We start from the raw sequence: 24471 nt of genomic DNA, 5'->3' as shown, positions 1-24471 counted from the left end.
GTCCCTTCCTTACGTCACTTGGCGGCAGCGGCAGGAACGTCCTCGCCGAGCAGCTTGCCGTCGCTCGTCTCGAACTGCTTCTTGAACTCCGCCACGGCGTCGTCGATCGCCTGGATCGTGTCGTCCGACATCTTGGCGCCCTCGCGGATGGAGGTGAGCAGGCCCTGGTGCTTCCGGTGCAGGAAGTCCAGCAGCTCCTTCTCGAAGCGGCGGATGTCGGCGACCGGCACGTCGTCCATGCGGCCGTTGGTGCCGGCCCAGACGGAGACGACCTGGTCCTCGGTGGCCATCGGCTGGTACTGGTCCTGCTTCAGCAGCTCGACCATGCGCTGACCGCGCTCCAGCTGGGCCTTCGAGGCCGCGTCCAGGTCGGAACCGAAGGCGGCGAACGCCTCCAGCTCACGGAACTGGGCGAGGTCCACACGGAGGCGGCCGGAGACCTGGCGCATAGCCTTGTGCTGCGCGGAACCACCGACTCGGGAGACGGAGATACCGACGTTCAGCGCGGGACGCTGACCGGCGTTGAACAGGTCCGACTCCAGGAAGCACTGGCCGTCGGTGATGGAGATGACGTTGGTCGGGATGAACGCCGAGACGTCGTTGGCCTTGGTCTCGACGATCGGCAGACCGGTCATCGAACCGGCACCCATGTCGTCGGAGAGCTTGGCGCAGCGCTCCAGCAGACGGGAGTGCAGGTAGAAGACGTCACCCGGGTAGGCCTCACGGCCCGGCGGGCGGCGCAGCAGCAGCGACACGGCGCGGTAGGCGTCGGCCTGCTTCGACAGGTCGTCGAAGATGATCAGGACGTGCTTGCCCTGGTACATCCAGTGCTGGCCGATGGCCGAACCGGTGTACGGCGCGAGGTACTTGAAGCCGGCCGGGTCGGACGCCGGGGCGGCGACGATGGTCGTGTACTCCAGCGCGCCGTTCTCCTCCAGCGCGCGGCGCACGCCGGCGATGGTGGAGCCCTTCTGGCCGATGGCGACGTAGATGCAGCGGACCTGCTTCTTCGGGTCGCCCGAGCGCCAGTTGTCGCGCTGGTTGATGATCGTGTCGACGGCCAGGGCGGTCTTGCCGGTCTGGCGGTCGCCGATGATCAGCTGACGCTGACCACGGCCGATCGGGGTCATCGCGTCGACGGCCTTGTAGCCCGTCTCCATCGGCTCGTGCACCGACTTGCGCTGCATGACCGTGGGGGCCTGCAGCTCGAGGGCGCGGCGGCCGTCGGTGTCGATCTCGCCGAGGCCGTCGATCGGGTTGCCGAGCGGGTCGACGACACGGCCGAGGTAGCCCTCGCCGACCGCCACGGAGAGGACCTCGCCGGTGCGCGTGACCGGCTGACCCTCCTCGATGCCGCTGAACTCACCGAGGACGATGGCACCGATCTCGCGCTCTTCCAGGTTCAGCGCGAGGCCGAGGGTGCCGTCCTCGAACTTCAGCAGTTCGTTGGCCATGGCCGAGGGCAGGCCCTCGACCTTCGCGATGCCGTCGCCGGCAAGGGTGACCGTACCGACCTCCTCGCGCGAGGCCGCGTCCGGCTTGTACGACTGGACGAAGTTCTCCAGCGCGTCCCGGATCTCCTCCGGCCGGATCGTGAGCTCCGCCATCTGGGTTCCCTGCTCTCCTTGTTGGGCCCGAAGTTTCACTTTGGGGGTCTGGGGGCGACCCCCAGGAATCCTCTGCACGGCCCAACCAGGGCCGTAAGTACGTACTGCTCTTCTCGGAATATCGAGTTGCTGCTAGCTCGCCATGCGGCGGGCGGCCTCGTCCAGCCGGTCCGCGACGGAGCCGTTGATGACCTCGTCACCGACCTGCACCCGGATCCCGCCGACGACCTCGGGGTCGACGTCGAGGTTGAGGTGCATCCGGCGCCCGTAGAGCTTGGTCAGTGCGGCGCCGAGGCGCTCGCGCTGCCCGTCGCTCAGCGGCACCGCGGAGGTGACGACGGCGACCATGCGGTCCCGGCGTTCGGCGGCGAGCTTGGACAGGGACTCCAGTCCCGTCTCCAGGCTACGTCCACGCGGCGCGGTCGCGAGGCGCGTCACCAGCCGCTCGGTGGCCGGCTTGGCCCGCCCGCCCAGCAGCCGGTGCAGCAGCTCGGTCTTGGCCGAGGCGCCGGCGGCACGGTCGGTGAGCGCGGCGCGCAGCCCGGTGCTGGAGGAGACGATCCGGCCGAACCGGAACAGCTCGTCCTCGACGTCGTCGAGGGTGCCCGTCTTCTCCGCGGCCGTGAGGTCGGCGATGCTCGCCAGCTCCTCAAGCGCGTCCACCAGGTCGCGGGGCTGCGACCAGCGGGACCGGGCCATTCCGGACACCAGGTCGGCGGCGGTGCCGCTGACCTGGCCGCCGATCAGGCGCTGGACCAGCTGCGCCTTCGCCTCCCCGGACTGCGCCGGGTCGGTGAGGACCCGGCGCAGGCCGCCCTCGCGGTCGAGCAGCGCGGTGACGGCCGCCAGCTCGTCCGCGAGCTTCGCGGCGTCGACGGACGTGGAGTCCGTCAGCACGTCGAGACGCTCACGTGCGGCCGCCAGGGCCTCGCGGCTCGCTCCGTTCATCGCGTGGCCTCGGCCTTCTCCTCGAGCTCGTCGAGGAAGCGGTCGATCACACGGCTCTGGCGGGCGTGGTCCTCGAGGGACTCGCCGACGAGCTTGCCGGCCAGTTCGGTGGCGAGCTTGCCGACGTCCTGACGCAGCGCGGACGCGGCGGCCTTGCGGTCGGCGTCGATCTGGGCGTGGCCGGCGGCGACGATCTCCTCGCGCTGCCGCTGGCCCTCGGCCCGCATCTCGGCGATGAGCGCGGCACCCTGCTCCTGCGCCTCCTGGCGCAGGCGCGCGGCCTCGTGCCGGGCCTCGGCGAGCTGGGCCTTGTACTGCTCAAGGACGCTCTGGGCCTCGACCTTCATGGCGTCGGCCTCTTCGATGCCGCCTTCGATCGCCGCGCGACGCTCCTCCAGAACCCTGTTGATGTTCGGAAGCAGCTTCTTCCAGAAGAAGAAGAACACGATGGCGAAGGCGATGGTGCCGACGAGCAGCTCAGGACCAGCCGGGACGAGCGGGTTCTGCTCCGTCTCCTCGGCCGCCAGCTGTGCCAGGTTGGCGATCACATCAGTGCCTTTCGTCGATTCGTGTCAGGTAAGGGGTGATTACTTACCGAACACGAACGGCATAACGATGCCGATGAGGGCGAGCGCCTCACAGAAGGCGAAGCCCAGGATCTGGTTGGCGCGGATCAGACCCGCGGCCTCAGGCTGGCGGGCCAGGGCCTGGGTGCCGTTACCGAAGATGATGCCGACGCCGATGCCCGGGCCGATGGCCGCGAGGCCGTAGCCGATGGAGCCGAGGGAACCGGAGACGCCGGCGGCGAGGTCGATGGCAGCGGACATGCCGTTTCTTCCTTCTCTTTTACGGACCGGTGGGGGTTGGCCACCGGACGACTGGGGATAGGGGCGGGTGGATCGGCTCAGTGGTGCTCGGCGAGAGCACCCTGAATGTAGGAGCAGGCCAGCAGTACGAAGACGTACGCCTGGACGGCCTGCACGAAGAGCTCGAAGCAGATCATGGCCATCGTCATCACGAAGGAGACGCCGGCGCCGACGACCAGCCAGCTGTTCAGCAGGTACCAGGAGGCGACGGTGAACATCACCAGCATCAGGTGGCCGGCGAACATGTTGGCGAAGAGTCGCACCGCGTGCGTGAACGGGCGGACGATCAGGTTCGAGAGGAACTCGATGACCATGACCAGCGGAAGGACCGCGCCCAGCGACTTGTCATAGCCCGTGACGTTCTTGAAGAAGCCGACGAAGCCGTGGCGCTTGAAGGTCAGGCCGACCCAGAGGAGCCACACGATGGCGGCCAGGACGACCGGGAAGGCGAAGACCGACGACACCGGGAACTGGGCCAGCGGGATCACGGACCAGATGTTCATGAGCCAGATGAAGAAGAAGAGGGAGACCATGAACGGCACCCACTTCTCGCCCTCGCGCTTGCCGAGGGTCTCGTACACGATGCCGCGGCGGACGAAGTCGTAGCCGGCCTCGCCGATCATCTGGAGCTTGCCCGGGACGACCTTGGCCTTGCCGAAGGCAGCCGAGAAGAACACGACGACCAGCAGCGTGGTGACGAGCGCGAGCAGCATCACCTTGTTGAACTCGAAGCCCCCCACCGTGGCGAGCGGCTTGAAGAGGAAGGAGTGCAGGCCCGGAGCCGGGAAGCCACACCCGTTGTCGGACATGATCCGACAACTCCAGTCGAAGGCGAGCTGGGTCTGGTCAGCACTCACCGCGGGCTCCTTCGGCGTGACGCATGGGTTCGGCAACCTCGTTGTGTCGGCGCGGCGCACGGCCGCGGTTCGGCACCGGACTGGTGTTACGGATGTGGGGGCGGCTGGGGGGCATCGAGCCTCGCGATCGAGCAGGCGTCAGCTCGGATGCCCGCGCCCGCGATGCCGCAGTTGGCACCGGACGATAGCAGGAGATCTCACAAGCCTTTATCCCGCCCCTACCCCTCACGGCTTCGGCCCTGTCTTCTCCGGCTTCTCACTCTTCGCGGAGTCCGGATCGACGTAGAAGATCTTGGCCTTCATGTGCGCGCGCGCCTGGGCGGCCATCCACACGACGGTCGCGACGACGAGCGACGCGGCGAACGTCTTCGCGTTGAAGAGGGAGGTGTCCTTGAAGACGGCGACGAAGATCAGCAGGAGGAGCAGCTGGGCGACGTAGAGCAGCAGCCCCATCGCCTGGAAGAGCTGCGGGAGCGTTTTCGCCGTCCACTGCAGCACGTAGAGGCCGAGTCCCATGAACAGGATGGCCAGCACCGTGCCGACGACCGCGCCGAGCGCGCCCTTGCCCCCCGCGACCGCGGCGCTCACGGCGACGGCGATCACGCCGGCGGCCGCTGTGGGCACAGCGATCTGCGCAAGGTTCCGGACGTCATTGGACGGCATGGCGGCAACTCCGCTTTTCACAGGGGGCAGGGTGTCGTCATGGACGAGCGTAGTCCCGGGCTGAGTGATCGAGACCTCACACCAATGGACCGTCGCACTCGGGTCCTTCGGTTCTATCCGGGGTTCTCGTGAACCGTATCACAAACTATTTGATGAGGTCTTTACCTGATGGGTGTGCTGGCTGTCACACATGAGAGTGACAGTGCCCGTCTGTGCAAAAACCGCGCCCACTTGTCTGGTATTAGGGGTCTTTGCTCCCCCACGAGATGGCAATGCTCTAGTCAGATTCTTACCTTGCGCGTCAACGGCGATCGAGGAATCGCGACCTGGCACCGAGCGCGGTCGCCCCGTTGACACCCGAGACGCCGGCCGTGACCGGGGTCCGCTCCTCGCCGTCCGGAGCCTCCGCTTCCGCGGCCCCGGCGGCCTCCGGAGCCGCGGCGGCCTCCGGAGCCCGGCGCCGCCTGCGGTACCGCGGCGGCACGAACCGCTGGGCCCACACCGGCACGCGCGGGGTGAAGCGCGGGAGCAGCAGCAGGACCAGGCCGACCGCGCTGAGGAACACCACGCCCAGCACGATCCACATCGACGCCGAGTTGACCGAGTACGCCAGTGCCCCGAAGCCGATCAGCGCCGACCAGAAGTACATGATCAGCACGGCCCGGCTGTGCGAGTGGCCGATCTCCAGCAGACGGTGGTGCAGATGGCCGCGGTCGGCGGCGAACGGCGACTGGCCGCGCCAGGTGCGGCGCACGATCGCCAGCACCAGGTCGGCGGCCGGCACGGCGATGATCGTCAGCGGCAGCAGCAGCGGGATGTACACCGGGACCGTCTGGTGGACCGCCGCCTTCTCCGAACCCGCGTACAGGTTCAGCGCGTCCGGGTCCACCTGGCCGGTGATCGAGATCGCGCCGGCCGACAGCACCAGGCCGATGAGCATCGACCCCGAGTCGCCCATGAAGATCCGCGCGGGGTGCATGTTGTGCGGCAGGAAGCCCAGGCACATGCCCATCAGGATCGCCGCGAACAGCGTGCCGGGGGCGGCGGCCTCGATGCCGTACGAGTACCAGATCCGGTAGGCGTACAGGAAGAACGCGGCCGCAGCGATGCAGACCATGCCGGCCGCGAGGCCGTCCAGGCCGTCCACGAAGTTCACCGCGTTGATCGTGATGACCACCAGCGCGACCGTCAGCAGCGTGCCCTGCCACTGGGTCAGCGCCACGTTGCCGACGCCCGGGATGGGCAGCCACAGGATCGTCAGGCCCTGCATGACCATCACGCCCGCGGCGATCATCTGACCGCCCAGCTTGATCAGCGCGTCGATCTCGAACTTGTCGTCCAGGACACCGATCAGCCAGATCAGGGCCGCGCCGGAGAGCAGCGCCCGCGGCTCGTTGGACTTCGCGAAGACCTCGTTGAGGTTGGTCAGGTGGTCGGCGACCAGCAGCCCCGCGCACAGCCCGAAGAACATCGCGATACCGCCGAGGCGCGGGGTGGGTTCCCGGTGCACGTCCCGGGCACGGATCTCCGGCATCGCCCCGGCCACGATCGCGAACTTCCGTACCGGTCCGGTCAGGAGGTACGTCACCGCAGCCGTGATGCAGAGCGTCAGGAGGTATTCACGCACGGGCTTCCCCACAGGTCTCGCTGGCCATCACAGCCCCACACCCTAGCGACGGACGCATATGGATGAGGACTTCCGGGTAGCGACGATGGTTGCACGAGTGGCTGTGCACCCCCGACGGCTGCCCCGGTTCAGCCGGGATACGGCGGAAACCGGCCGGTGAGCGCGCGGACCTCCTCCCGCGCCGCGACCGGCTCCGTCTCACCGCGCAGCACGGCCGCGAGCAGCGCCGCGATCCGCACCATCTCCGGCTCGCCCATGCCCTGGGTGGTCACCGCGGCCGTGCCCATGCGCAGCCCGCGGCCGTCGCCGTGCGGCAGCGCGCAGCAGTCCAGCACCAGGCCGGCCGCCAGCAGCCGGCCGCGCGCGGTACGGCCGTCCACCCCGAGCGGGGCGGTGTCGGCGGTGATCAGGTGGGTGTCCGTGCCGCCGGTGGTGACGGCCAGGCCCTCCGCGGCCAGATGACCGGCCAGCACGCGCGCGTTGGCGACCACCTGGTGGGCGTACACGGCGAACGCCGGGGTCGCCGCCTCGCCGAACGCGACGGCCTTGGCGGCGATGGTGTGCATCTGGGCGCCGCTCTGGGTGAAGGGGAAGACGGCCCGGTCCACGCGCTCGGCCAGCTCGGCGCCGCACAGGATCATCCCGCCGCGCGGGCCGCGCAGCACCTTGTGGGTGGTCGCGCACACGATGTCCGCGTACGGCACCGGGTTCGGCGCCGCTCCCCCGGCGACCAGGCCGATCGGATGCGCCGCGTCGGCGATCAGATACGCCCCGACCTCGTCGGCGACCTCGCGGAAGAAGGCGTAGTCCAGGTGCCGAGGGTAGGCGATGGAGCCGCACACGATCGCCTTGGGCCGGTGGTTGCGGGCGAGATGGCGCACCTGGTCGTGGTCGATCAGCCCGGTCTCGGCGTCGACGCCGTAGCCGACGAAGTCGAACCAGCGGCCCGAGAAGTTCGCGGGCGAGCCGTGGGTGAGGTGGCCGCCGTAGGGCAGTCCGAGGGCGAGGACGGTGTCGCCGGGGCGCAGCAGGGCCGCGTAGGCGGCCAGGACGGCCGAGGAGCCGGAGTGGGACTGGACGTTGGCGTGCTCGGCGCCGAACAGGGCCTTGGCCCGGTCGATGGCCGCGCGTTCGGCGACGTCGACGAGCTCGCAGCCGCCGTGGTGCCGGGCGCCGGGATAGCCCTCGGCGTACTTGTTGGCGAGCGCGGAGCCGAGGGCGGCGAGCACGGCCGGGGAGCAGAAGTTCTCGGCCGCGATCAGCTGGAGCGTGGTCGACTGCCTGTCCAGCTCGGCCAGGAGGATCTCGGCCATGGCCGGGTCCTGCCGGCGCAGGACGTCGGTCTCGAGGGGATGGGTGACCGACATGGCGGGCTCCCGGAGCGGTCGGCGGTGAGTATCCCCAATGTAGGCCGGGGAGGTGCGGGACGCCCGGTATTGCGGCCAGGCGCCCTACGTCCGTGCCGGAACCCCGGTCAGCGCCGTCACCACCGGGTCCAGGGCGTCCCGTATCTCGTCGCCGATCGAGCGGAAGAAGGTGAGCGGGGCGCCGTACGGGTCGTACACCTCGTCGGCCTCGGCGGTCGGGGCGAGCAGCCAGCCGCGCAGTGCCGCCGCCGCGCGCACCAGCGCCCGGGCCCGCATGACCACGCCGTCCTCCAGGGGCGGCAGGGTGGCCGGATCTATCGCCCGGACCAGACGGGTGAACTCCTTCAGGGTGAAGGTGCGCAGGCCCGCCGAATGGCCCATGGAGATGACCTGGGCGCGGTGGTCGCGGGTCGCGGTCAGCACCAGGTCCGCCCTGATCACGTGCTCGTCCAGCAGCTCCCGGCCGACGAAGCCGGAGGCGTCCGCCCCGAACTCGGCCAGCACGGTCTCGGCGTGGGACTCCATGGGCGCGCCCTCGTGGCCCCAGGTGCCGGCGCTCTCCACGATCAGCCCGCCGCCGAGCACGCCGAGCCGCTCCGCGACGAAGTGGCGGGTCAGCCGCTCGGTGATGGGCGAGCGGCACACGTTGCCGGTGCTGACGTGGAGGATGCGGAAGGTGTCGCGGGGGAACCCGAACGTGGTCGTCTCCTCCGCGCTGTAGCCCCCGCCGCCTATGCCACGCCCCGCTTCAGGGGCCGTCAATTCGCCACCTCGAGGTCGGGTACGACCTTGCGCAGCTCCTCCGCGGAGAGCGCGCCCGCCCGCAGCAGCACCGGCACCTCGCGCGAGACGTCCACGATGGACGACGGCACGTTGCCCGGGGTGGGGCCGCCGTCGAGGTAGACGGAGACGGAGTCGCCGAGCATCTGCTGCGCGGCGTCGCAGTCCTCCGGCGCCGGGTGGCCGGTGAGGTTCGCCGAGGAGACGGCCATCGGGCCGACCTCGGTGAGCAGTTCGATGGCGACCGGGTGCAGCGGCATGCGCACGGCGACCGTGCCGCGGGTGTCGCCGAGGTCCCACTGGAGGGACGGCTGGTGCTTGGCGACGAGCGTCAGCGCGCCCGGCCAGAACGCGTCGACCAGCTCCCAGGCCAGCTCGGAGAAGTCCGTGACGAGGCCGTGCAGGGTGTTCGGGGAGCCGATGAGGACGGGGGTGGGCATGTTGCGGCCCCGGCCCTTGGCGGCGAGCAGGTCGGCGACGGCCTCCGAGGAGAACGCGTCGGCGCCGATGCCGTACACCGTGTCGGTCGGCAGGACCACCAGCTCGCCCCGGCGGACGGCGGACGCGGCCTCGCGCAGACCCGTCACACGGTCGGTCGCGTCGTTGGTGTCGTATCGCCGTGCCATGTCTAGCTGGCCTCCTCGTACACGTACTGCGGGGTTGAGATCCGGGGGGTGCTCACGGCAGCGCCTTGCGGGCGGTGGCGAACCGCGGGCGGTTGTTGAGGTCGGGGTGATCGGCCGCGTCGGCCCAGCCCCGCTCCTCGGTGAAGATCCACGGCACCTGGCCGCCCTGGGTGTCGGCGTGCTCGATCACGACGACGCCGCCCGGGCGCAGCAGCCGGTGCGCGGTGCGTTCGATGCCCCGGATGAGGTCCAGGCCGTCCTCGCCGGAGAACAGCGCCAGCTCCGGGTCGTAGTCGCGGGCCTCCGGGGCGACGTACTCCCACTCGGTGAGCGGGATGTACGGCGGGTTGGAGATGACCAGGTCGACCTGGCCGTCGAGATCCGGGAAGGCGGTCAGCGCGTCGCCCTGGCGCAGGTCGACGCGGGAGCCGGCCATGTTCTTGCGGGTCCACACCAGGGCGTCCTCGGACAGCTCCACGGCGTGCACGCGCGAACGCGGGACTTCCTGGGCGAGGGCGAGCGCGATGGCGCCGGAGCCGGTGCACAGGTCGACGATGCAGGGCTCGACCACGTCCATGGCGCGCACGGCGTCTATGGCCCAGCCGACCACGGACTCGGTCTCCGGGCGGGGCACGAACACCCCCGGCCCGACCTGGAGCTCCAGGTACCGGAAGTAGGCCCGCCCGGTGATGTGCTGGAGCGGCTCGCGCTGCTCGCGCCGGGCGATGACCTCCCAGTACCGGGCGTCGAAGTCGGCGTCCTTCACGGAGTGCAGTTCGCCGCGCTTCACGCCGTGCACGAACGCGGCCAGCTCCTCCGCGTCGGTGCGCGGCGAGGGCACGCCGGCGTCGGCCAGCCGCTGGGTGGCCTGGGCCACCTCCGCGAGCAGCAGGTTCACGCGAGTCCTCCGTGTCGTACTCGTGCTCGTGCGTGCGTACGGCTCTCAGGCGGCGGCGAGCTTCGCCGCCGAGTCCGCGTCGACACAGGCCTGGATGACGGCGTCGAGGTCGCCGTCCAGGACCTGGTCCAGGTTGTACGCCTTGAAGCCGACGCGGTGGTCCGAGAGGCGGTTCTCCGGGAAGTTGTAGGTGCGGATCTTCTCGGAGCGGTCGACGGTGCGGACCTGGCTGCGGCGGGCGTCGGCGGCCTCCCTCTCCGCCTCCTCCTGCGCCATGGCGAGCAGCCTGGAGCGCAGGATACGCATCGCCTGCTCCTTGTTCTGCAACTGGCTCTTCTCGTTCTGGCAGGAGGCGACGACTCCGGTCGGGATGTGCGTGATGCGCACGGCGGAGTCGGTGGTGTTGACGGACTGGCCGCCCGGGCCGGAGGAGCGGTAGACGTCGATGCGGAGGTCGTTGGGGTTGATCTCCACGTCCACCTCCTCGGCCTCGGGGGTCACGAGGACACCGGCGGCGGAGGTGTGGATACGGCCCTGGGACTCGGTGGCCGGGACCCGCTGCACGCGGTGCACCCCGCCCTCGTACTTCAGCCGGGCCCACACGCCCTGGCCGGGCTCGATCTGCCCGCGGGCCTTCACCGCGACCTGGACGTCCTTGTAGCCGCCCAGCTCGGACTCGGTGGCGTCGATGATCTCGGTCTTCCAGCCGACGCGCTCGGCGTAGCGCAGGTACATGCGCAGCAGGTCGCCCGCGAACAGCGCCGACTCGTCGCCGCCGGCGCCCGCCTTGATCTCCAGGATGACGTCCTTGTCGTCACTGGGGTCGCGCGGGACGAGCAGCAGGCGCAGCTTCTCGGTCAGCTCCTCGCGCTGCTTGTCCAGGTCCTTGACCTCGGCGGCGAAGTCGGGGTCGTCGGCGGCCAGCTCGCGCGCGGTCTCGATGTCGTCGCCGTTCTGCTTCCAGGAGCGGTACGTGGCGACGATCGGGGTCAGCTCGGCGTAGCGCTTGTTCAGCTTGCGCGCGTTCGCCTGGTCGGCGTGGACCGACGGGTCGGCGAGCTTCTTCTCCAGGTCGGCGTGCTCGGCGACGAGTTCCTCGACGGCCTCGAACATCTTGGGCTCCTGTACTGCGGTGAAGGGAAGGGCGGGCGACCAAAAACGCCGGTCCCGGGCACACCCCCGTGAGGGGCGTGACCGTGGACCGGCGAAATGGGGCTCGCTACTTCTTGGAGCCGGCCGCAGCCTTGCCGAAGCGGGCCTCGAAGCGGGCCACACGGCCACCGGTGTCGAGGATCTTCTGCTTGCCCGTGTAGAACGGGTGGCACTCGGAGCAGACCTCGGCCCGGATGGTGCCGGACTCGATGGTGCTGCGGGTGGTGAACGACGCACCGCAGGTGCAGCTGACCTGCGTCTCGACGTACTCGGGGTGGATGTCGCGCTTCAAGGTGTCTCCTAGGTTCCGGGAGGGCGCCGGGTCGCTGCCGCGGGATGCGGAGGCGTGAACCGGAGCCGACGTACCAGTCTGCCAGGACTGGGGCCATCCCCCAAAACCGGGGGTGCGGCTGTTCTATTCCGGCTCGCGGTTCCCCGCGTCCTAACCGGCGCTGACGACGCCCTTGGCCTCGCCCGTGGCCGTGCCCCGAGTGGCCGACTTCGGGATCGGCCTGTCGCCCTTCAGCGCGTTCCACACCAGTTGGGCCTTGGACTTGGCGACGAGGACGCGGTTGGGGTTGGCCGGGTCGTACTGGACCGGCATCGTCACCATCGTCATGTGGGACGAGCCGATGCCCTTCAGTCCGCCGGCGAAGTCGATCAGGGAGTTGACCGAGCCGAGGTCGGAGTCGGTGGTGACGGCCTTGGTGGCGGTGTCGGCGAGGTCGTAGAGCTTCTTCGGGTTCGTGAGGACGCCGACGTGCTTGACCTGGTCGGTCAGGGCCTTGATGAACGCCTGCTGGAGCTGGATGCGGCCCAGGTCGGAGCCGTCGCCCACGCCGTGCCGGGTGCGGACCAGGCCGAGGGCCTGCTCGCCGTTCAGGGTGTGGGTGCCGGCCTGGAGCCTCAGGTGGCTCTGCGGGTCGTCGATGTCCTTGGTGGTGGTGACCCGGACCCCGCCGAGGTCGTCGATGAGCTTCTGGAAGCCCTGGAAGTCGACCTCCAGGTAGTGGTCCATGCGGAGGCCGGTGAGGGACTCGACGGTCTTGACCGCGCAGGCCGCGCCGCCGGTGGAGTAGGCCTCGTTGAACATCACGCCGGACGCGGCGGGATGGGCGGCGCCCTTGGTGTCGGTGCACTGCGGGCGGTCCACCAGGGTGTCCCGGGGGATGGAGACGACGCTGGCGCGCTGGTGGCCCCGGTACACGTGGACGATCATCGCCGTGTCGGAGCGGGCGCTGCCGTCGTCGCTGCCGCCGCCGAGCCTCTTGTTCGTGCCGGAGCGCGTGTCCGAGCCGAGGACCAGGATGTTCTCGGAGCCGTTGCCGGCCTTCGAGGGCCGGTCGGCGCCGAGGGCCTGGTTGATGTCGACGCTGTGCAGGTTGCCGTTGAGCTTGAAGTACAGGTACCCGGCGCCGGACCCGCCCAGCACCACCACGCCGGCCGCCGTCCAGGCGGCCGCGCGCACGGCCTTGCGCCCCGTGCTGGGCGCCTTGCGGCGGCGGCCCTTGCCCCCGCGGCGCGAGCCCGATCCCGGCTCGGGTATGGCGGGCTGAGGCGTACTCTCGGCGGCCACGTCGCTCCTAGGTCTCGTCGTTCGGTTACCCCCTGCGGTCAGGGTCAGGCGCCGTCGTCACCGCTCCATCCTCGCTCCGCCAGGTCAGACGGGGAAACCCGGGAAAGGGTTGCACGACGCACAGCGCCCACCCCCGTACGGCGACGGGCACGCTGCGTAGTCACCCGTTGCGGGAGCACGGCCCTCACCTGCGGATTCGGCGCCCGTGCCGGCACACCCCGGAGCCTGCGCCCACCGTGCCGGCTGTGGCAAAGATCTCGCTTGCGGCCTTTATGCCGAAAGCCCGCCCCCGTCGCTGCGGACGGGAGCGGGCTTCGGAAACGAGCCGTCGGGCGGAGCCGTCAGTCGCCGTTGCCGGGCGTCGGCGTCGTCTTCTGGATCTGCATCAGGAACTCGACGTTCGACTTCGTCTGCTTCATCTTGTCGAGGAGCAGCTCGATCGCCTGCTGCTGGTCCAGCGCGTGCAGGACGCGGCGGAGCTTCCAGACGACGGCCAGCTCCTCGTTGCCGAGCAGGATCTCCTCCTTGCGGGTGCCGGACGCGTCCACGTCCACCGCCGGGAAGATGCGCTTGTCGGCGAGCTTCCGGTCGAGCTTGAGCTCCATGTTGCCGGTGCCCTTGAACTCCTCGAAGATCACCTCGTCCATGCGGGACCCGGTGTCCACGAGAGCCGTGGCCAGGATGGTCAGCGAACCGCCGTCCTCGATGTTGCGCGCCGCGCCGAAGAACCGCTTCGGCGGGTACAGCGCGGTGGAGTCGACACCACCGGACAGGATGCGGCCGGAGGCGGGCGCGGCCAGGTTGTAGGCGCGGCCCAGACGCGTGATCGAGTCGAGCAGCACGACCACGTCGTGACCCAGCTCGACCAGGCGCTTGGCGCGCTCGATGGCCAGCTCGGCGACGGTCGTGTGGTCCTCGGCCGGACGGTCGAAGGTCGAGGAGATGACCTCGCCCTTGACCGACCGCTGCATGTCGGTGACCTCTTCCGGACGCTCGTCGACGAGGACGACCATCAGGTGGCACTCGGGGTTGTTGTGCGTGATCGCGTTGGCGATCGCCTGCATGATCATGGTCTTACCGGTCTTCGGCGGGGCCACGATCAGACCGCGCTGGCCCTTGCCGATCGGCGAGACCAGATCGATGATGCGGGTGGTGAGCACGCCCGGGTCGGTCTCCAGACGGAGCCGGTCCTGCGGGTAGAGCGGGGTCAGCTTGTTGAACTCCGGGCGGCCGCGGCCGTGTTCGGGCGCCATGCCGTTGACGGAGTCAAGGCGGACCAGCGCGTTGAACTTCTCGCGGCGCTCGCCCTCCTTCGGCTGGCGGACGGCACCGGTGACGTGGTCACCCTTGCGCAGGCCGTTCTTGCGGACCTGGGCGAGGGAGACGTACACGTCGTTCGGGCCGGGCAGGTAGCCGGAGGTCCGGATGAAGGCGTAGTTGTCGAGGATGTCCAGGATGCCCGCGACCGGGATCAGGACGTCGTCCTCGGCGAGCTGCGGCTCGGCGATCTCGTCGCGGCCACGGCGGCCCCGGCGGTCGCGGTAGCGGCCGCGACGGCCACGGCGGCCGCCCTCGAAGTCGTCGTCGTCCTGCGGACCCGTGTTGCGGTCCTGACGGCCGCCGCCCTGCTGCTGGCCCTGCTGCTGCCGGTCCTGCCGGTCCTGACGGTCCTGCCGGTCCTGACGTCCGCCGCCCTGGCCCTGCTGGTCGTCGCCCTTGTTGCGGCGGTCGCGGTCCCGGCCGCGCTCGCGGCGGTCCCGGCGGCCACGGCCCTCGCCGTCGGCGTCGCCCCTGGCCTCGCCCTGCGGCTGCGACTGCTGCTGCGCGGGCGCCTCGGCCCTGGACTCGCCCTTGGCCTCGGCGGCGACGGTCTCGGCGCCGCCCGCGGCCGGGCTGCCCGCCTCGGCGGTGGCGCGGCGGCGACGGCGCTCGGCCGGGGCGTCGTCGGACGCCGGCTGGCCGGGAATCTCGATCTGCTGCTGGGCCACGGCCTTCTCGGCGGGGGCCTCGGTCTTGGCCTCCGCCTTCTTGTCGGCCTCCTCGCCGGTGCGGGCCTTGGAGGTGGCCCGGCGCTTCGGCTTGGTCTCGGCGGCGGTGTCGGCCTTGGCGGCGGGGGCGCCCCCGGCGGCCTGCGCCTCCTTGATGACCTCGATCAGCTGGCTCTTGCGCATCCGCGCGGTGCCCCTGATCCCGAGGCCCGAGGCGACCTGCTGCAGCTCGGCCAGCACCATGCCCTCGAGGCCGGTACCGCGGCGCCGCCGGGAGCCGGCACCGGTGGCAGGCGCGGAGGCGTCCGTGGCGGGCGCGGCAGCGGTCTCCTCGACACGTGCGCCCATCAGATCGGTGGTGTCGCTCACGAAGGGTCCTTCCCTGGAGCGGACGTCGGCCTGTCTGGCTCGGCGACCGGTTGTGCTGTCCGGCTACGGTCCTGTCTTGTGAACCGTGCCGGGGCGGTGGTCCGCCAAAGCGGCGGAAGAAATGTGCGGTGATGGCGCTTCCGCGAGCCGTGGCACCCAGTGTCACGTGGCGTGGTAGCACCGATTCCGGAGCTCCCCCAGAGGGGATACCCCCACCGGCGGCCCGCTCAGTGCTCGCATACGACGTACTGCCCAGGTACGACGCGAGGAACACGGAGTGGCGCGGGAGGCTCCCGGAAGAATGTCTGTCCCGGACGGGGACACGAGGCACCTCGCCATGGTGGGGTCGGGTGCAGACTTGAGATTAACACTACCGGATCCAACAAACATTCCCCCTCTCCAAATCCGGCAACCGTGTGTCAGGTCGCAAGCGGCAGCACGCTCGCTCCCTGGACGTCCAGGTCCAGCCGGTTGGCGGCCCATCCCTCACCCGCGAGGTGGGACACCTTGTCCGCGCTGTCGGCGTCGGCGAGCGCCATGACGGTGGGCCCGGCGCCCGAGATCACGGCCGGGATGCCGTCGGCGCGCAGCCGCTCCACCAGTGCGGCGCTCTCCGGCATGGCCGGGGCGCGGTACTCCTGGTGCAGACGGTCCTCGGTGGCGGGCAGCAGCAGCTCGGGGCGCCTGGTCAGGGCCTCGACGAGCAGGGCGGCGCGACCCGCGTTGGCGGCGGCGTCGACGTGCGGCACGGAGCGCGGGAGCAGACCGCGCGCGGTCTCGGTCAGGACCGGCTTCCCGGGTACGAAAACCACCGGAACGATGGAATCGTGCGGCTCCATCCTGATGGCCCGGGCGGCGCCGGCCTCCATCCAGGACAGGGTGAAGCCGCCGAGCAGGCAGGCGGCCACGTTGTCCGGGTGGCCCTCGATCTCGGTGGCCAGCTCCAGCAGCGCGTGGTCGTCCAGGCGGGCCTCGCCGCCTATGGTCACCGCGCGGGCGGCGACGATGCCGGCGCAGATGGCGGCCGAGGAGGAGCCGAGGCCCCGGCCGTGCGGGATGCGGTTGGCGCAGACGATCTCCAGGCCCCGGGGCTGTCCGCCCAGCAGGTCGAAGGCGGTGCGCAGGGAGCGGACGAGGAGGTGGCTCTCGTCCCGCGGCAGGGTCTCGCTGCCCTCGCCCGCGATGTCGATGTGCAGCCCGGAGTCGGCCACCCGGACGACCACGTCGTCGTACAGCCCCAGCGCGAGGCCCAGGGCGTCGAAGCCCGGACCGAGGTTGGCGCTGGTGGCGGGAACGCGCACCCGGACGGCGGCGGCGCGGAACGCTGGACCGGCCATCGCTCGTTGACTCTCCTTGAGCTGCGTGACTGTCGAAGACATTCGATACGTACGGGAGACCCCCGGGGCCGCGCGGCAGGCGCGGCGTCGCCCGTGTGCGGGGGGCATGTGCCACGGGCGGGGTTCAGTACAGCCTATCGAAGGAAGGTTCTGTGGCGACATAGGGCGCACAGGAGGCGCACGATGCGTGTCGTAAGCCCCTTGTGCACCCCGTCAGGGGGAAGTCCCGGGCCTGGAACGCACGGGCACCGGCACCTGGGCTGCCGCACGGGCGGGCGGGCGGGCTCGGGCGCCGGTGCGGTGGGGCTTGGGCGCCGGTGCGGTGGGGCTCGGGGGCCGGCACCTGAGTCTGCCGCACGGGCGGGTGGGCTCGGGCGCCGGAGGCCGGTGCGGTTGGGCTCGGACGCCGGTGCGGCCGGAGTCAGACGCCCCGGCCTCCGGGCTCGGGCGCCCGGGCCCTCAAGCTCAGGCTCCCGTTCGGGCTCAGGCTCCCGTTCGGATGCCGGCTCCCGCCGGGCTCCGGCCCCGATTCAGACCCCGGCTGCGTTCAGCTCCGGCCCCTACCGGCCCCGGCTCCCGTTCGGCCCCGGCGCCCTTTCGGTCCCAGCCGCCGTTCGCCCCCGTCCTCCCCCGTCGGCCCCGCCCCCGCTCCCCGCGTTCAGGCCAGGCCGAGGCGCTCGGCCGCGGTGGCCGCGTCGACCGGGACGGTGACCGGCTGCGGGGCGCCGGCGACGGCCCAGTCGGGGTCCTTCAGGCCGTTGCCGGTGACGGTGCACACGATGCGCTGGCCCGGGTCCACCTTGCCCTGCTCGGCGGCCTTCAGCAGACCGGCCACGGAGGCGGCGGAGGCGGGCTCCACGAAGACACCCTCCTGCGCGGCCAACAGGCGGTAGGCGCGCAGGATCTCACGGTCCGTCACCTCGTCGATGGCACCGCCGGACTCGTCGCGGGCGGCCAGCGCGTAACTCCAGGACGCCGGGTTGCCGATGCGGATGGCGGTGGCGATGGTCGACGGGTCCTTGACGACCTCGCCCCGCACGATCGGTGCGCTGCCGGACGCCTGGAAGCCCCACATACGAGGGGTCCCGCCGGAGACGCCGTCGGCGGCGTACTCCTTGTAACCCTTCCAGTAGGCCGTGATGTTGCCCGCGTTGCCGACCGGCAGGACGTGGATGTCGGGCGCGTCGCCGAGCATGTCCACGATCTCGAAGGCCGCCGTCTTCTGGCCCTCGATGCGCACCGGGTTGACCGAATTCACCAGCGCCACGGGGTAGTTGTCGCTCAGCGCCCGCGCCAGGGTGAGGCAGTCGTCGAAGTTGCCGTCGACCTGGAGGATCTTCGCGCCGTGCACGAGGGCCTGGCCCATCTTGCCGAGGGCGATCTTGCCCTGCGGCACGAGCACGGCGGAGACCATCCCGGCCCGCACGGCGTACGCGGCGGCGGAGGCGGACGTGTTGCCCGTGGAGGCGCAGATGACGGCCTTCGCCCCCTCCTCCTTGGCCTTGCTGATGGCCATGGTCATACCGCGGTCCTTGAAGGACCCGGTGGGGTTGGCCCCCTCCACCTTCAGGTGGACCTCGCAGCCCGTGCGCTCGGAGAGCACCTGCGCGGGCACGAGGGGCGTGCCGCCCTCACGGAGCGTCACGACCGGCGTGGTGTCGGATACCGGCAGCCTGTCCCGGTACTCCTCGATGATTCCGCGCCACTGGTGGGTCATTGCTGGTTACTCTCCTTCAACCCGCATGATGCTGGCGACACCCCGCACGGTGTCGAGCTTGCGCAGTGCCTCGACGGTCCCGGAGAGGGAGGCGTCGAAGGCCCGGTGGGTGACGACGACGAGGGAGGCCTCGCCGCCCTCCCGTCGCCCGCCGCCACCCTGTTCGATGGCGACTGCGTCGCCGCTGCTTGGATTCCTGCCCTGCTGCCGGACGGTGTCGATCGACACGCCGTGCTCGGCGAAGACGGTGGCGACCTGGGCGAGCACGCCCGGTTTGTCGGCCACGTCGAGACTGATGTGGTACCGGGTGGCGACCTCGCCCATCGGGGAGACGGTCAGGTCGGCGTAGGCCGACTCGCCCGGCCCGGTGGCGCCGTTCAGCCGGTTGCGGCAGACGGCGACCAGGTCACCGAGCACGGCCGAGGCGGTGGGCGAACCGCCGGCGCCCGGGCCGTAGAACATCAGCTGCCCAGCGGCGTCGCTTTCCACGAAGACGGCGTTGTACGCGCCGCGCACCGAGGCGAGCGGGTGGCTGAGCGGGATCATCGCGGGGTGCACGCGCGCGGTGACGGCCGTACCGTCCGCGGACCGCTCGCAGATGGCGAGCAGCTTGATGGTGCAGCCCATCTCCCTGGCGGAGCGGAAGTCGGCGGCCGTGACCTCGGTCATGCCCTCGCGGTGGACGTCGTCGAGGCGTACGCGCGTGTGGAAGGCGATCCCGGCGAGGATGGCGGCCTTGGCGGCGGCGTCGAAGCCCTCGACGTCCGCGGTCGGGTCGGCCTCGGCGTATCCCAGCGCGGTGGCCTCGTCGAGGGCCTCCTGGTAACCCGCGCCGGTCGAGTCCATCTTGTCGAGGATGAAGTTGGTGGTGCCGTTGACGATGCCGAGCACGCGGTTGACCTTGTCGCCGGCGAGCGATTCGCGCAGCGGCCGGATCAGCGGGATGGCGCCGGCGACGGCGGCCTCGTAGTAGAGGTCGCGACCGTGCTCCTCGGCGGCGGCGTGCAGGGCGGCCCCGTCCTGGGCGAGCAGGGCCTTGTTGGCGGAGACGACGGAGGCGCCGTGCTCGAAGGCGGCGGTGATGAGGGACCGGGCGGGCTCGATCCCGCCGATGACCTCGACCACGACGTCGATGTCGCCGCGTTTGACGAGGGCGGTGGCGTCGGTGGTGACCAGGGAGGGGTCGATGCCCTCGCGCACCTTGGCGGGCCGCCGGACGGCCACGCCCGCGAGCTCCACGGGCGCCCCGATCCGCGCGGCGAGGTCGTCGGCGTGCGTCGTCATGATGCGCGCCACCTCTGAGCCGACCACTCCACAGCCCAGCAGCGCCACCTTCAGCGGACGCGTACGCATCATCCGACCTCGTTTCCCTCTTACCGTCTACGGTTGGACCAGTCTCACTCACCGGACGGGAGTTTCTACCCTTCGTCCGGATCGTGAGACATCTATTTCATCTGTACGGGACCGGCGGACCGCAGATCTTCCGGCCCCTCCCCCGGAGCGGCCGGCCCCGTCACCCGACGTCGAGACGCAGGAGGTCCTCCTCCGTCTCCCGGCGGACGATCACCCGCGCCTCGCCGTCGCGCACGGCGACCACGGGCGGCCGCAGCACGTGGTTGTAGTTGCTGGCCATGGACCGGCAGTACGCGCCCGTGGCCGGTACGGCGATCAGGTCGCCCGGCGCCAGGTCCGAGGGCAGGAACGCGTCCTTGACCACGATGTCCCCGCTCTCGCAGTGCTTGCCGACGACCCGGGCGAGCATCGGCTCGGCGTCGGACGCGCGGGACACGAGGGCGACGCTGTACTCGGCGTCGTACAGCGCGGTGCGGATGTTGTCCGACATCCCGCCGTCGACGGAGACGTACGTACGCAGCCCGTCGAGCGGCTTGACCGTGCCGACCTCGTACAGCGTGAAGGCCGTGGGGCCGACGATGGCTCGCCCGGGCTCGACGGAGATCCGGGGCGTACGCAGCCGGGCGGCCTCGCACTCCCGGGTGACGATCTCGGTGAGCGCCTTGGCGATCTCGTGCGGCTCGCGAGGGTCGTCGTCACTGGTGTAGGCGATCCCGAGCCCGCCCCCCAGGTCGATCTCCGGCAGCTCGACCCCGTGCTCGTCCCGGATGTCCTTCAGCAGCCCGACGACCCGGTGGGCGGCGACCTCGAAGCCCGACATGTCGAAGATCTGCGACCCGATGTGCGAGTGGATCCCGATCAGCTCCAGCCCGTCGAGCTGAAGGGCCCGCCGCACGGCCTCGGCGGCCTGCCCCCCGGCCAGCGGGATCCCGAACTTCTGGTCCTCGTGGGCGGTGGCGATGAACTCGTGGGTGTGCGCCTCCACGCCCACGGTGATCCGGATCTGGACGCGCTGGCGGGTGCCCAGCTCCTGGGCGATGTGGGCGACCCGCACGATCTCCTGGAAGGAGTCGAGCACGATCCGCCCCACACCGGCCTCGACGGCCCGGGTGATCTCCGCGGTGGACTTGTTGTTGCCGTGGAAGGCGATGCGCTCGGCGGGCATCCCGGCGGACAGCGCGGTGGCCAGCTCTCCGCCGGAGCAGACGTCCAGGTTGAGGCCCTCCTCGTTCAGCCACCGCACGACGGCCCGGGAGAGGAAGGCCTTGCCGGCGTAGAAGACGTCGGCGTCCGGCCCGAACGCGGTGCGCCAGGCCCGCGCGCGGGACCGGAAGTCGGCCTCGTCGAGGACGTAGGCGGGGGTGCCGAACTCCTCGGCGAGCCGGCTGACCGGAATCCCGCCGACGCTGACCACGCCGTCGTCGCCGCGCGTGACGGTCTGGGCCCACACCTTCTGGTCCAGGCCGTTGAGGTCGGCGGGCGGCGCGGAGTAGTGCCCTTCGGGCAGGACGTCGGCGTGGCGGGGCCCGGCGGGATGGGCGGAACGGCTCATGACGTGACTCTCAGACTCTCTGTCTCTCTTGAGGACGCATCCAGTCGCGCGCCTCAGAGGTGTTCGGGTGCGTCGATGCCGAGCAGGGACAGGCCACCGGCCAGCACCGTCCCGGCAGCTTCGGCGAGGGCCAGCCGGGCGCGGTGGGCGGCCGAGGGTTTCTCCTCGCCGACGGGAAGCACGCAGGGCAACAGGGGCAGCACGGCATCGGCGACGGTGACGAGATGCCGGGCAAGCCGGTCCGGGGCACGACGGGTGGCGGCCACGGCGAGGATGCGGGGGTGGGCGGCCAGGGGGGTGAGGAGGGGGGTGCCTTCGGCGATTACGGCGGCGGGGGTGCCGGCGTCGAGGGGAAGGGTGTCGGACGCCGGAGGGGCGAGGGGGCCGGCGCCGGTGTCCGCGTGGCTGGCCTGCGCGAGGGGGGTCCCGCGGAGGCTGCGGCCACCGGAGCCGGCGGAGGTGCCGAAGGGGTCGACGGCAGCCTGGGCGGAAGCCCCCGGAGGGCGCATGGCACCCAGTGCACGGATGCCGGACGGCCCGGTGCCGGAACGGTCGCCGAGTCCGAGCGGGCCGGGCTCGGCGGAGAAGCCGAGGCGGGCGGCGTTGCGGCTGAGGGCGCGGATGCGGGCGTGGGCGTATCGCACGCGGAACAGCGGATTGCTCTCCCGCTGGATCAGGTGATCGGCGGTGATCCGGGGCCGGTCGTGCGGGGCGGGGTGGAGGAGGGCCCACCGGGCGGCGTCGGGCCCGAGCGGGGCGGGGTCCTCCGGCGCGGGAACGGGCCGCAGGTTGACGGGCTCGCCGTGCTCGACGGTGGCGCGCCCGCCCTGCGTGGCGACGAGCCGTACGACGGCGTCGGCGACGACCTCGGCCCGCACCTCGTACGGCACGCGGAGCGCGACGACCTGTCCGGCGAGGGCGTCCCCGTAGCCGTAACGGGTGCCCTTCTCCCGGATCTCCCGGACCAGCCCGGCGACGGGATCGACCTGCTCGGCGAGGCTGATGTTGAGGAACCCGGGCCCGGTGACGACGACGTCCTGGACGCCCTCGGCCTCGGCGAGCCGGGTACGCAGGATCTCGGCGACCCGCAGCGCCGGCTGCCCGGCCGGCCGGGCGAGCTGGAGCGCGATGGTGGTGGCGAAGTCCCCGCACCCCCCGGGCCCCGGCTCGGTCACCACGGCCCGCTCGGGCACGGTCACGCTCAGCTCCCCGTCATCGACAGCACGACGCACCGCGTGCAGCACGGTGCGGGAGAGCTCGACGGGGGTCACGGGACAAGCGTAGGGGAGGAGGGGGGTGGGTAGGCGAGGCGGTTATCACTACGCGCCCCCGCCGACCTAGGAGAGACCACCGCCCAGCGAACCACGCCCGTCGAGCACCCCGGAACCCTCGGACGATCCGGAGGGAGGGGTGACGGGGTGAGCGGGGATGCCTCGGTGAAGGTAGGAGGCTCCGCGAGCGGAGGGGGCGTGGGGAGGGGAGGGGGGTGTGGGTGGCTGGGGGGAGGGGGCGTCGGGAACGGCGGGGGCTCCCTGAGCGAAGGGGTCGCCGGAAGCGGAGGGAGTTCCCTGAGCAGGGGGGCGGTCGGGAACGGAGGGAGTTCCCTGAGCAGGGGGGCGGTCGGGAACGGAAGCGGAGGCAGCTCCCTGAGTGGAGGGGACGTCGGGAACGGAAGCGGCCTCATGAGCAGGAGAGCCCCCATCACGATCGACCTCTCCTTCACCACCCCCTCCCTCTCCCTGCTCTCCGCCCCCGGGATATCCGCCACCGGCGCCTCCCCTACTGGGACCTACACCCCCGCGATCTCCCCCTGAGCCCCCGCAGCCCCCAGGCACCCCAGGCATCCCAGGGAACCCAGACATCCCGGGCCCCCCAAGCCCCTGATGGCCCTCGCGCCCCTCGTGACCTTCATGCCTCCCAGGCCCGATCCGCCGCTCCATGAGCTGCTTCACGAGCCGCACCAGCTCGGCCGGCTCGAAGGGCTTGGCGAGGAAGGCGTCCACGCCGACATCGAGGCCGGTCTCGACCTCGTACTGCGAACACGCGCTGATGATGGCGAGGGGCAGGTGGTACGTGCGGGGATCGGCCCGGAGGCGGGCGGCGGTGCGGAGCCCGTCAAGCCGGGGCATGACGACGTCGAGCGTCACGACGTCGGGCCGCACCTCGTGCACCACGTCCAGACACTCGGCACCATCGGCCGCGGTCACGACCTCTAGCCCTTCCAGTTCGAGGTTGACCCTGATCAGCTGCCGGATGACCTTGTTGTCGTCCACAACAAGCACCCGACCCGAAGCGCCTGGCACACGTCGAGAGTAGGTCGGGACCCGCCACCGCGTCCGGGTTTTCCCCACTTCCACCCCGTACAGGGGACCCGCCGACCCCGACCCGGGGAAACGGGTTCCTGATCACCCCACCGGACCTGCTAATGTTCTACCCGTCGCCGCAAGCGAGAGCTCAGCGCCCGACACGCCCCCGTAGCTCAGGGGATAGAGCAACGGCCTCCGGAGCCGTGTGCGCAGGTTCGAATCCTGCCGGGGGCACCCAGCATGAGGTGCCCAAAGACCCCGTCACCAGCGGAAACGCTGAGGCCGGGGTCTTCGCGTATGTGCAGACGTATGCGGGTCGGAGCGGCCGTATGCCGGGGTCTGTGGACTATTCGTGGACAGAGTCTTGGGGCGTCTGTGCAGGTCAGCCCGGCAAAGCGGAGGCCTGGCGACGTCGACCCATCACGGCCCAGGCCCTACCTAGTCGGCGGCACTCAGCCTTCCACACCCTTGCCAGAGACGAAGTTCAGGCGATCAACCTCCGTGGCCGAGAGGTACTTGTCCCGCTCAGAGAGGAAGGCACGCACGTAGTCCTTCGACTCGTGCTCGTCGAAAGCCGCCTCGTCCTGATAGAGCTCGTAGAAGGCACGCTGCAGCGGCTGGCCATCAACACGGTGCACCGCGTAAATCACCGTCCCAGGCTCGTGGGCCCGGATCTGCTCACCGGTCCGCGCCACCAACTCATCAAACGCGGTGGCGGCCGCTTCGTCCTTGCACGTGAATCGCACGAACAGCCCGAACATGCTTAGTCCACTCTCCCATCGACATCCGGTCGGCGCCCGCTCATATGATGCCGGAAGCATCTGAGCCTTCCTGGGGATTCCCGAGCAAAACGAAGGCCCCCGGACTCATCCGGGGACCTTC

At 70.9% G+C, this 24471-nt stretch carries 22 protein-coding genes, 1 tRNA gene and 1 pseudogene; 2 read left to right on the top strand and 22 right to left on the bottom strand.

The features are described from left to right. Positions 1-14: 14 nt before the first annotated feature. The 20 genes from atpA to nrtL form a co-directional block, all read right to left on the bottom strand. Positions 15-1607, bottom strand: coding sequence for a F0F1 ATP synthase subunit alpha (gene atpA / locus ACZ5DC_RS27820; RefSeq protein ID WP_171152792.1), 1593 nt, complete (start codon positions 1605-1607; stop codon positions 15-17). Between the two features lie 132 nt (positions 1608-1739). After that, positions 1740-2555, bottom strand: a complete 816-nt coding sequence (locus ACZ5DC_RS27815; protein WP_468657099.1) for a F0F1 ATP synthase subunit delta — start codon at positions 2553-2555, stop codon at positions 1740-1742. Continuing rightward, positions 2552-3103, bottom strand: a complete 552-nt coding sequence (locus ACZ5DC_RS27810) for a F0F1 ATP synthase subunit B (RefSeq protein ID WP_468657098.1) — start codon at positions 3101-3103, stop codon at positions 2552-2554. Before ACZ5DC_RS27810 ends, ACZ5DC_RS27815 begins: the two co-directional genes overlap by 4 nt. A 39-nt stretch (positions 3104-3142) precedes the next feature. Next, positions 3143-3382 (bottom strand): ATP synthase F0 subunit C, encoded by a 240-nt coding sequence (gene atpE / locus ACZ5DC_RS27805; protein ID WP_030656107.1) that lies wholly within the window; start codon positions 3380-3382, stop codon positions 3143-3145. Positions 3383-3459: 77 nt separating this feature from the next. Next, positions 3460-4230: a F0F1 ATP synthase subunit A gene (gene atpB, locus ACZ5DC_RS27800; protein ID WP_366752075.1), complete on the bottom strand. Its 771-nt coding sequence runs from the start codon at positions 4228-4230 to the stop codon at positions 3460-3462. Positions 4231-4503: 273 nt separating this feature from the next. Continuing rightward, positions 4504-4941 (bottom strand): hypothetical protein, encoded by a 438-nt coding sequence (locus ACZ5DC_RS27795; RefSeq protein ID WP_468657096.1) that lies wholly within the window; start codon positions 4939-4941, stop codon positions 4504-4506. Positions 4942-5242: 301 nt separating this feature from the next. Then, positions 5243-6568, bottom strand: a complete 1326-nt coding sequence (locus tag ACZ5DC_RS27790) for an MraY family glycosyltransferase (RefSeq protein WP_468657094.1) — start codon at positions 6566-6568, stop codon at positions 5243-5245. 128 nt (positions 6569-6696) lie between these two features. Next, positions 6697-7935, bottom strand: a complete 1239-nt coding sequence (locus tag ACZ5DC_RS27785; protein ID WP_468657092.1) for a serine hydroxymethyltransferase — start codon at positions 7933-7935, stop codon at positions 6697-6699. An 84-nt stretch (positions 7936-8019) separates the two neighbouring features. Then, positions 8020-8697: an arsenate reductase/protein-tyrosine-phosphatase family protein gene (locus tag ACZ5DC_RS27780; RefSeq protein WP_366751878.1), complete on the bottom strand. Its 678-nt coding sequence runs from the start codon at positions 8695-8697 to the stop codon at positions 8020-8022. Then, the gene (locus ACZ5DC_RS27775) at positions 8694-9341 is read right to left on the bottom strand and encodes an L-threonylcarbamoyladenylate synthase (RefSeq protein ID WP_468657089.1); all 648 of its coding nucleotides are present in this window, start codon (positions 9339-9341) and stop codon (positions 8694-8696) included. Before ACZ5DC_RS27775 ends, ACZ5DC_RS27780 begins: the two co-directional genes overlap by 4 nt. Before the next feature lie 52 nt (positions 9342-9393). Continuing rightward, entirely contained in the window at positions 9394-10239 is an 846-nt protein-coding gene (gene prmC / locus ACZ5DC_RS27770; protein WP_366751879.1) for a peptide chain release factor N(5)-glutamine methyltransferase, read from the bottom strand. Between the two features lie 45 nt (positions 10240-10284). Beyond that, positions 10285-11352: a peptide chain release factor 1 gene (prfA, locus tag ACZ5DC_RS27765; RefSeq protein ID WP_468657087.1), complete on the bottom strand. Its 1068-nt coding sequence runs from the start codon at positions 11350-11352 to the stop codon at positions 10285-10287. A 106-nt stretch (positions 11353-11458) separates the two neighbouring features. Continuing rightward, entirely contained in the window at positions 11459-11683 is a 225-nt protein-coding gene (gene rpmE, locus ACZ5DC_RS27760) for a 50S ribosomal protein L31 (protein ID WP_019326867.1), read from the bottom strand. A gap of 150 nt (positions 11684-11833) precedes the next feature. Then, complete coding sequence (locus ACZ5DC_RS27755; protein WP_468657084.1) at positions 11834-12967, bottom strand: LCP family protein; 1134 nt, start codon at positions 12965-12967, stop codon at positions 11834-11836. Positions 12968-13308: 341 nt separating this feature from the next. Continuing rightward, positions 13309-15324 (bottom strand): transcription termination factor Rho, encoded by a 2016-nt coding sequence (gene rho, locus ACZ5DC_RS27750; RefSeq protein WP_468657082.1) that lies wholly within the window; start codon positions 15322-15324, stop codon positions 13309-13311. 419 nt (positions 15325-15743) lie between these two features. Then, positions 15744-16661, bottom strand: a complete 918-nt coding sequence (gene thrB, locus ACZ5DC_RS27745; protein WP_468657080.1) for a homoserine kinase — start codon at positions 16659-16661, stop codon at positions 15744-15746. Positions 16662-17319: 658 nt separating this feature from the next. Further along, positions 17320-18378, bottom strand: coding sequence for a threonine synthase (gene thrC, locus ACZ5DC_RS27740; protein WP_366751884.1), 1059 nt, complete (start codon positions 18376-18378; stop codon positions 17320-17322). A gap of 6 nt (positions 18379-18384) precedes the next feature. After that, complete coding sequence (locus ACZ5DC_RS27735) at positions 18385-19734, bottom strand: homoserine dehydrogenase (protein WP_468657078.1); 1350 nt, start codon at positions 19732-19734, stop codon at positions 18385-18387. 157 nt (positions 19735-19891) lie between these two features. Beyond that, positions 19892-21283, bottom strand: coding sequence for a diaminopimelate decarboxylase (gene lysA / locus ACZ5DC_RS27730; protein ID WP_468657076.1), 1392 nt, complete (start codon positions 21281-21283; stop codon positions 19892-19894). 53 nt (positions 21284-21336) lie between these two features. Next, a complete protein-coding gene (gene nrtL / locus ACZ5DC_RS27725; protein ID WP_468657074.1) occupies positions 21337-22554 on the bottom strand; it encodes an ArgS-related anticodon-binding protein NrtL in 1218 nt (405 codons plus the stop codon). 411 nt (positions 22555-22965) lie between these two features. Between nrtL and ACZ5DC_RS27720 the strand changes: the two genes are divergently transcribed. After that, entirely contained in the window at positions 22966-23097 is a 132-nt protein-coding gene (locus tag ACZ5DC_RS27720) for a hypothetical protein (protein ID WP_468657211.1), read from the top strand. On the opposite strand, the pseudogene ACZ5DC_RS27715 reads toward ACZ5DC_RS27720, so the two are convergent. Then, positions 23089-23640: pseudogene (locus ACZ5DC_RS27715) on the bottom strand (response regulator); the annotation flags it as partial. The gene ACZ5DC_RS27720 and the pseudogene ACZ5DC_RS27715 overlap by 9 nt on opposite strands. A gap of 111 nt (positions 23641-23751) precedes the next feature. Between ACZ5DC_RS27715 and ACZ5DC_RS27710 the strand changes: the two are divergent. Beyond that, positions 23752-23823: transfer RNA gene (locus ACZ5DC_RS27710), tRNA-Arg, on the top strand. A gap of 218 nt (positions 23824-24041) precedes the next feature. Here the strand turns inward: ACZ5DC_RS27710 and ACZ5DC_RS27705 are convergent. Beyond that, positions 24042-24350, bottom strand: coding sequence for a putative quinol monooxygenase (locus tag ACZ5DC_RS27705; protein WP_402077279.1), 309 nt, complete (start codon positions 24348-24350; stop codon positions 24042-24044). Positions 24351-24471 lie beyond the last annotated feature (121 nt).

Source organism: Streptomyces sp. NPDC031445, from assembly GCF_055581365.1.
The sequence above is the reverse complement of the archived record's forward strand: the minus strand, read 5'-3'. Positions and strand labels throughout refer to the sequence as shown.

Excerpts from the sequence above, each read along its gene's own strand:
- atpA (WP_171152792.1), bottom strand. The coding sequence starts at position 1,607 with ATGGCGGAGCTCACGATCCGGCCGGAGGAGATCCGGGACGCGCTGGAG.
- ACZ5DC_RS27815 (WP_468657099.1), bottom strand. The coding sequence starts at position 2,555 with ATGAACGGAGCGAGCCGCGAGGCCCTGGCGGCCGCACGTGAGCGTCTC.
- atpE (WP_030656107.1), bottom strand. The coding sequence starts at position 3,382 with ATGTCCGCTGCCATCGACCTCGCCGCCGGCGTCTCCGGTTCCCTCGGC.
- atpB (WP_366752075.1), bottom strand. The coding sequence starts at position 4,230 with ATGTCCGACAACGGGTGTGGCTTCCCGGCTCCGGGCCTGCACTCCTTC.
- ACZ5DC_RS27795 (WP_468657096.1), bottom strand. The coding sequence starts at position 4,941 with ATGCCGTCCAATGACGTCCGGAACCTTGCGCAGATCGCTGTGCCCACA.
- ACZ5DC_RS27785 (WP_468657092.1), bottom strand. The coding sequence starts at position 7,935 with ATGTCGGTCACCCATCCCCTCGAGACCGACGTCCTGCGCCGGCAGGAC.
- ACZ5DC_RS27775 (WP_468657089.1), bottom strand. The coding sequence starts at position 9,341 with ATGGCACGGCGATACGACACCAACGACGCGACCGACCGTGTGACGGGT.
- prfA (WP_468657087.1), bottom strand. The coding sequence starts at position 11,352 with ATGTTCGAGGCCGTCGAGGAACTCGTCGCCGAGCACGCCGACCTGGAG.
- thrB (WP_468657080.1), bottom strand. The coding sequence starts at position 16,661 with ATGGCCGGTCCAGCGTTCCGCGCCGCCGCCGTCCGGGTGCGCGTTCCC.
- thrC (WP_366751884.1), bottom strand. The coding sequence starts at position 18,378 with ATGACCCACCAGTGGCGCGGAATCATCGAGGAGTACCGGGACAGGCTG.
- ACZ5DC_RS27735 (WP_468657078.1), bottom strand. The coding sequence starts at position 19,734 with ATGATGCGTACGCGTCCGCTGAAGGTGGCGCTGCTGGGCTGTGGAGTG.
- lysA (WP_468657076.1), bottom strand. The coding sequence starts at position 21,283 with ATGAGCCGTTCCGCCCATCCCGCCGGGCCCCGCCACGCCGACGTCCTG.
- ACZ5DC_RS27720 (WP_468657211.1), top strand. The coding sequence starts at position 22,966 with ATGAGCAGGAGAGCCCCCATCACGATCGACCTCTCCTTCACCACCCCC.
- ACZ5DC_RS27705 (WP_402077279.1), bottom strand. The coding sequence starts at position 24,350 with ATGTTCGGGCTGTTCGTGCGATTCACGTGCAAGGACGAAGCGGCCGCC.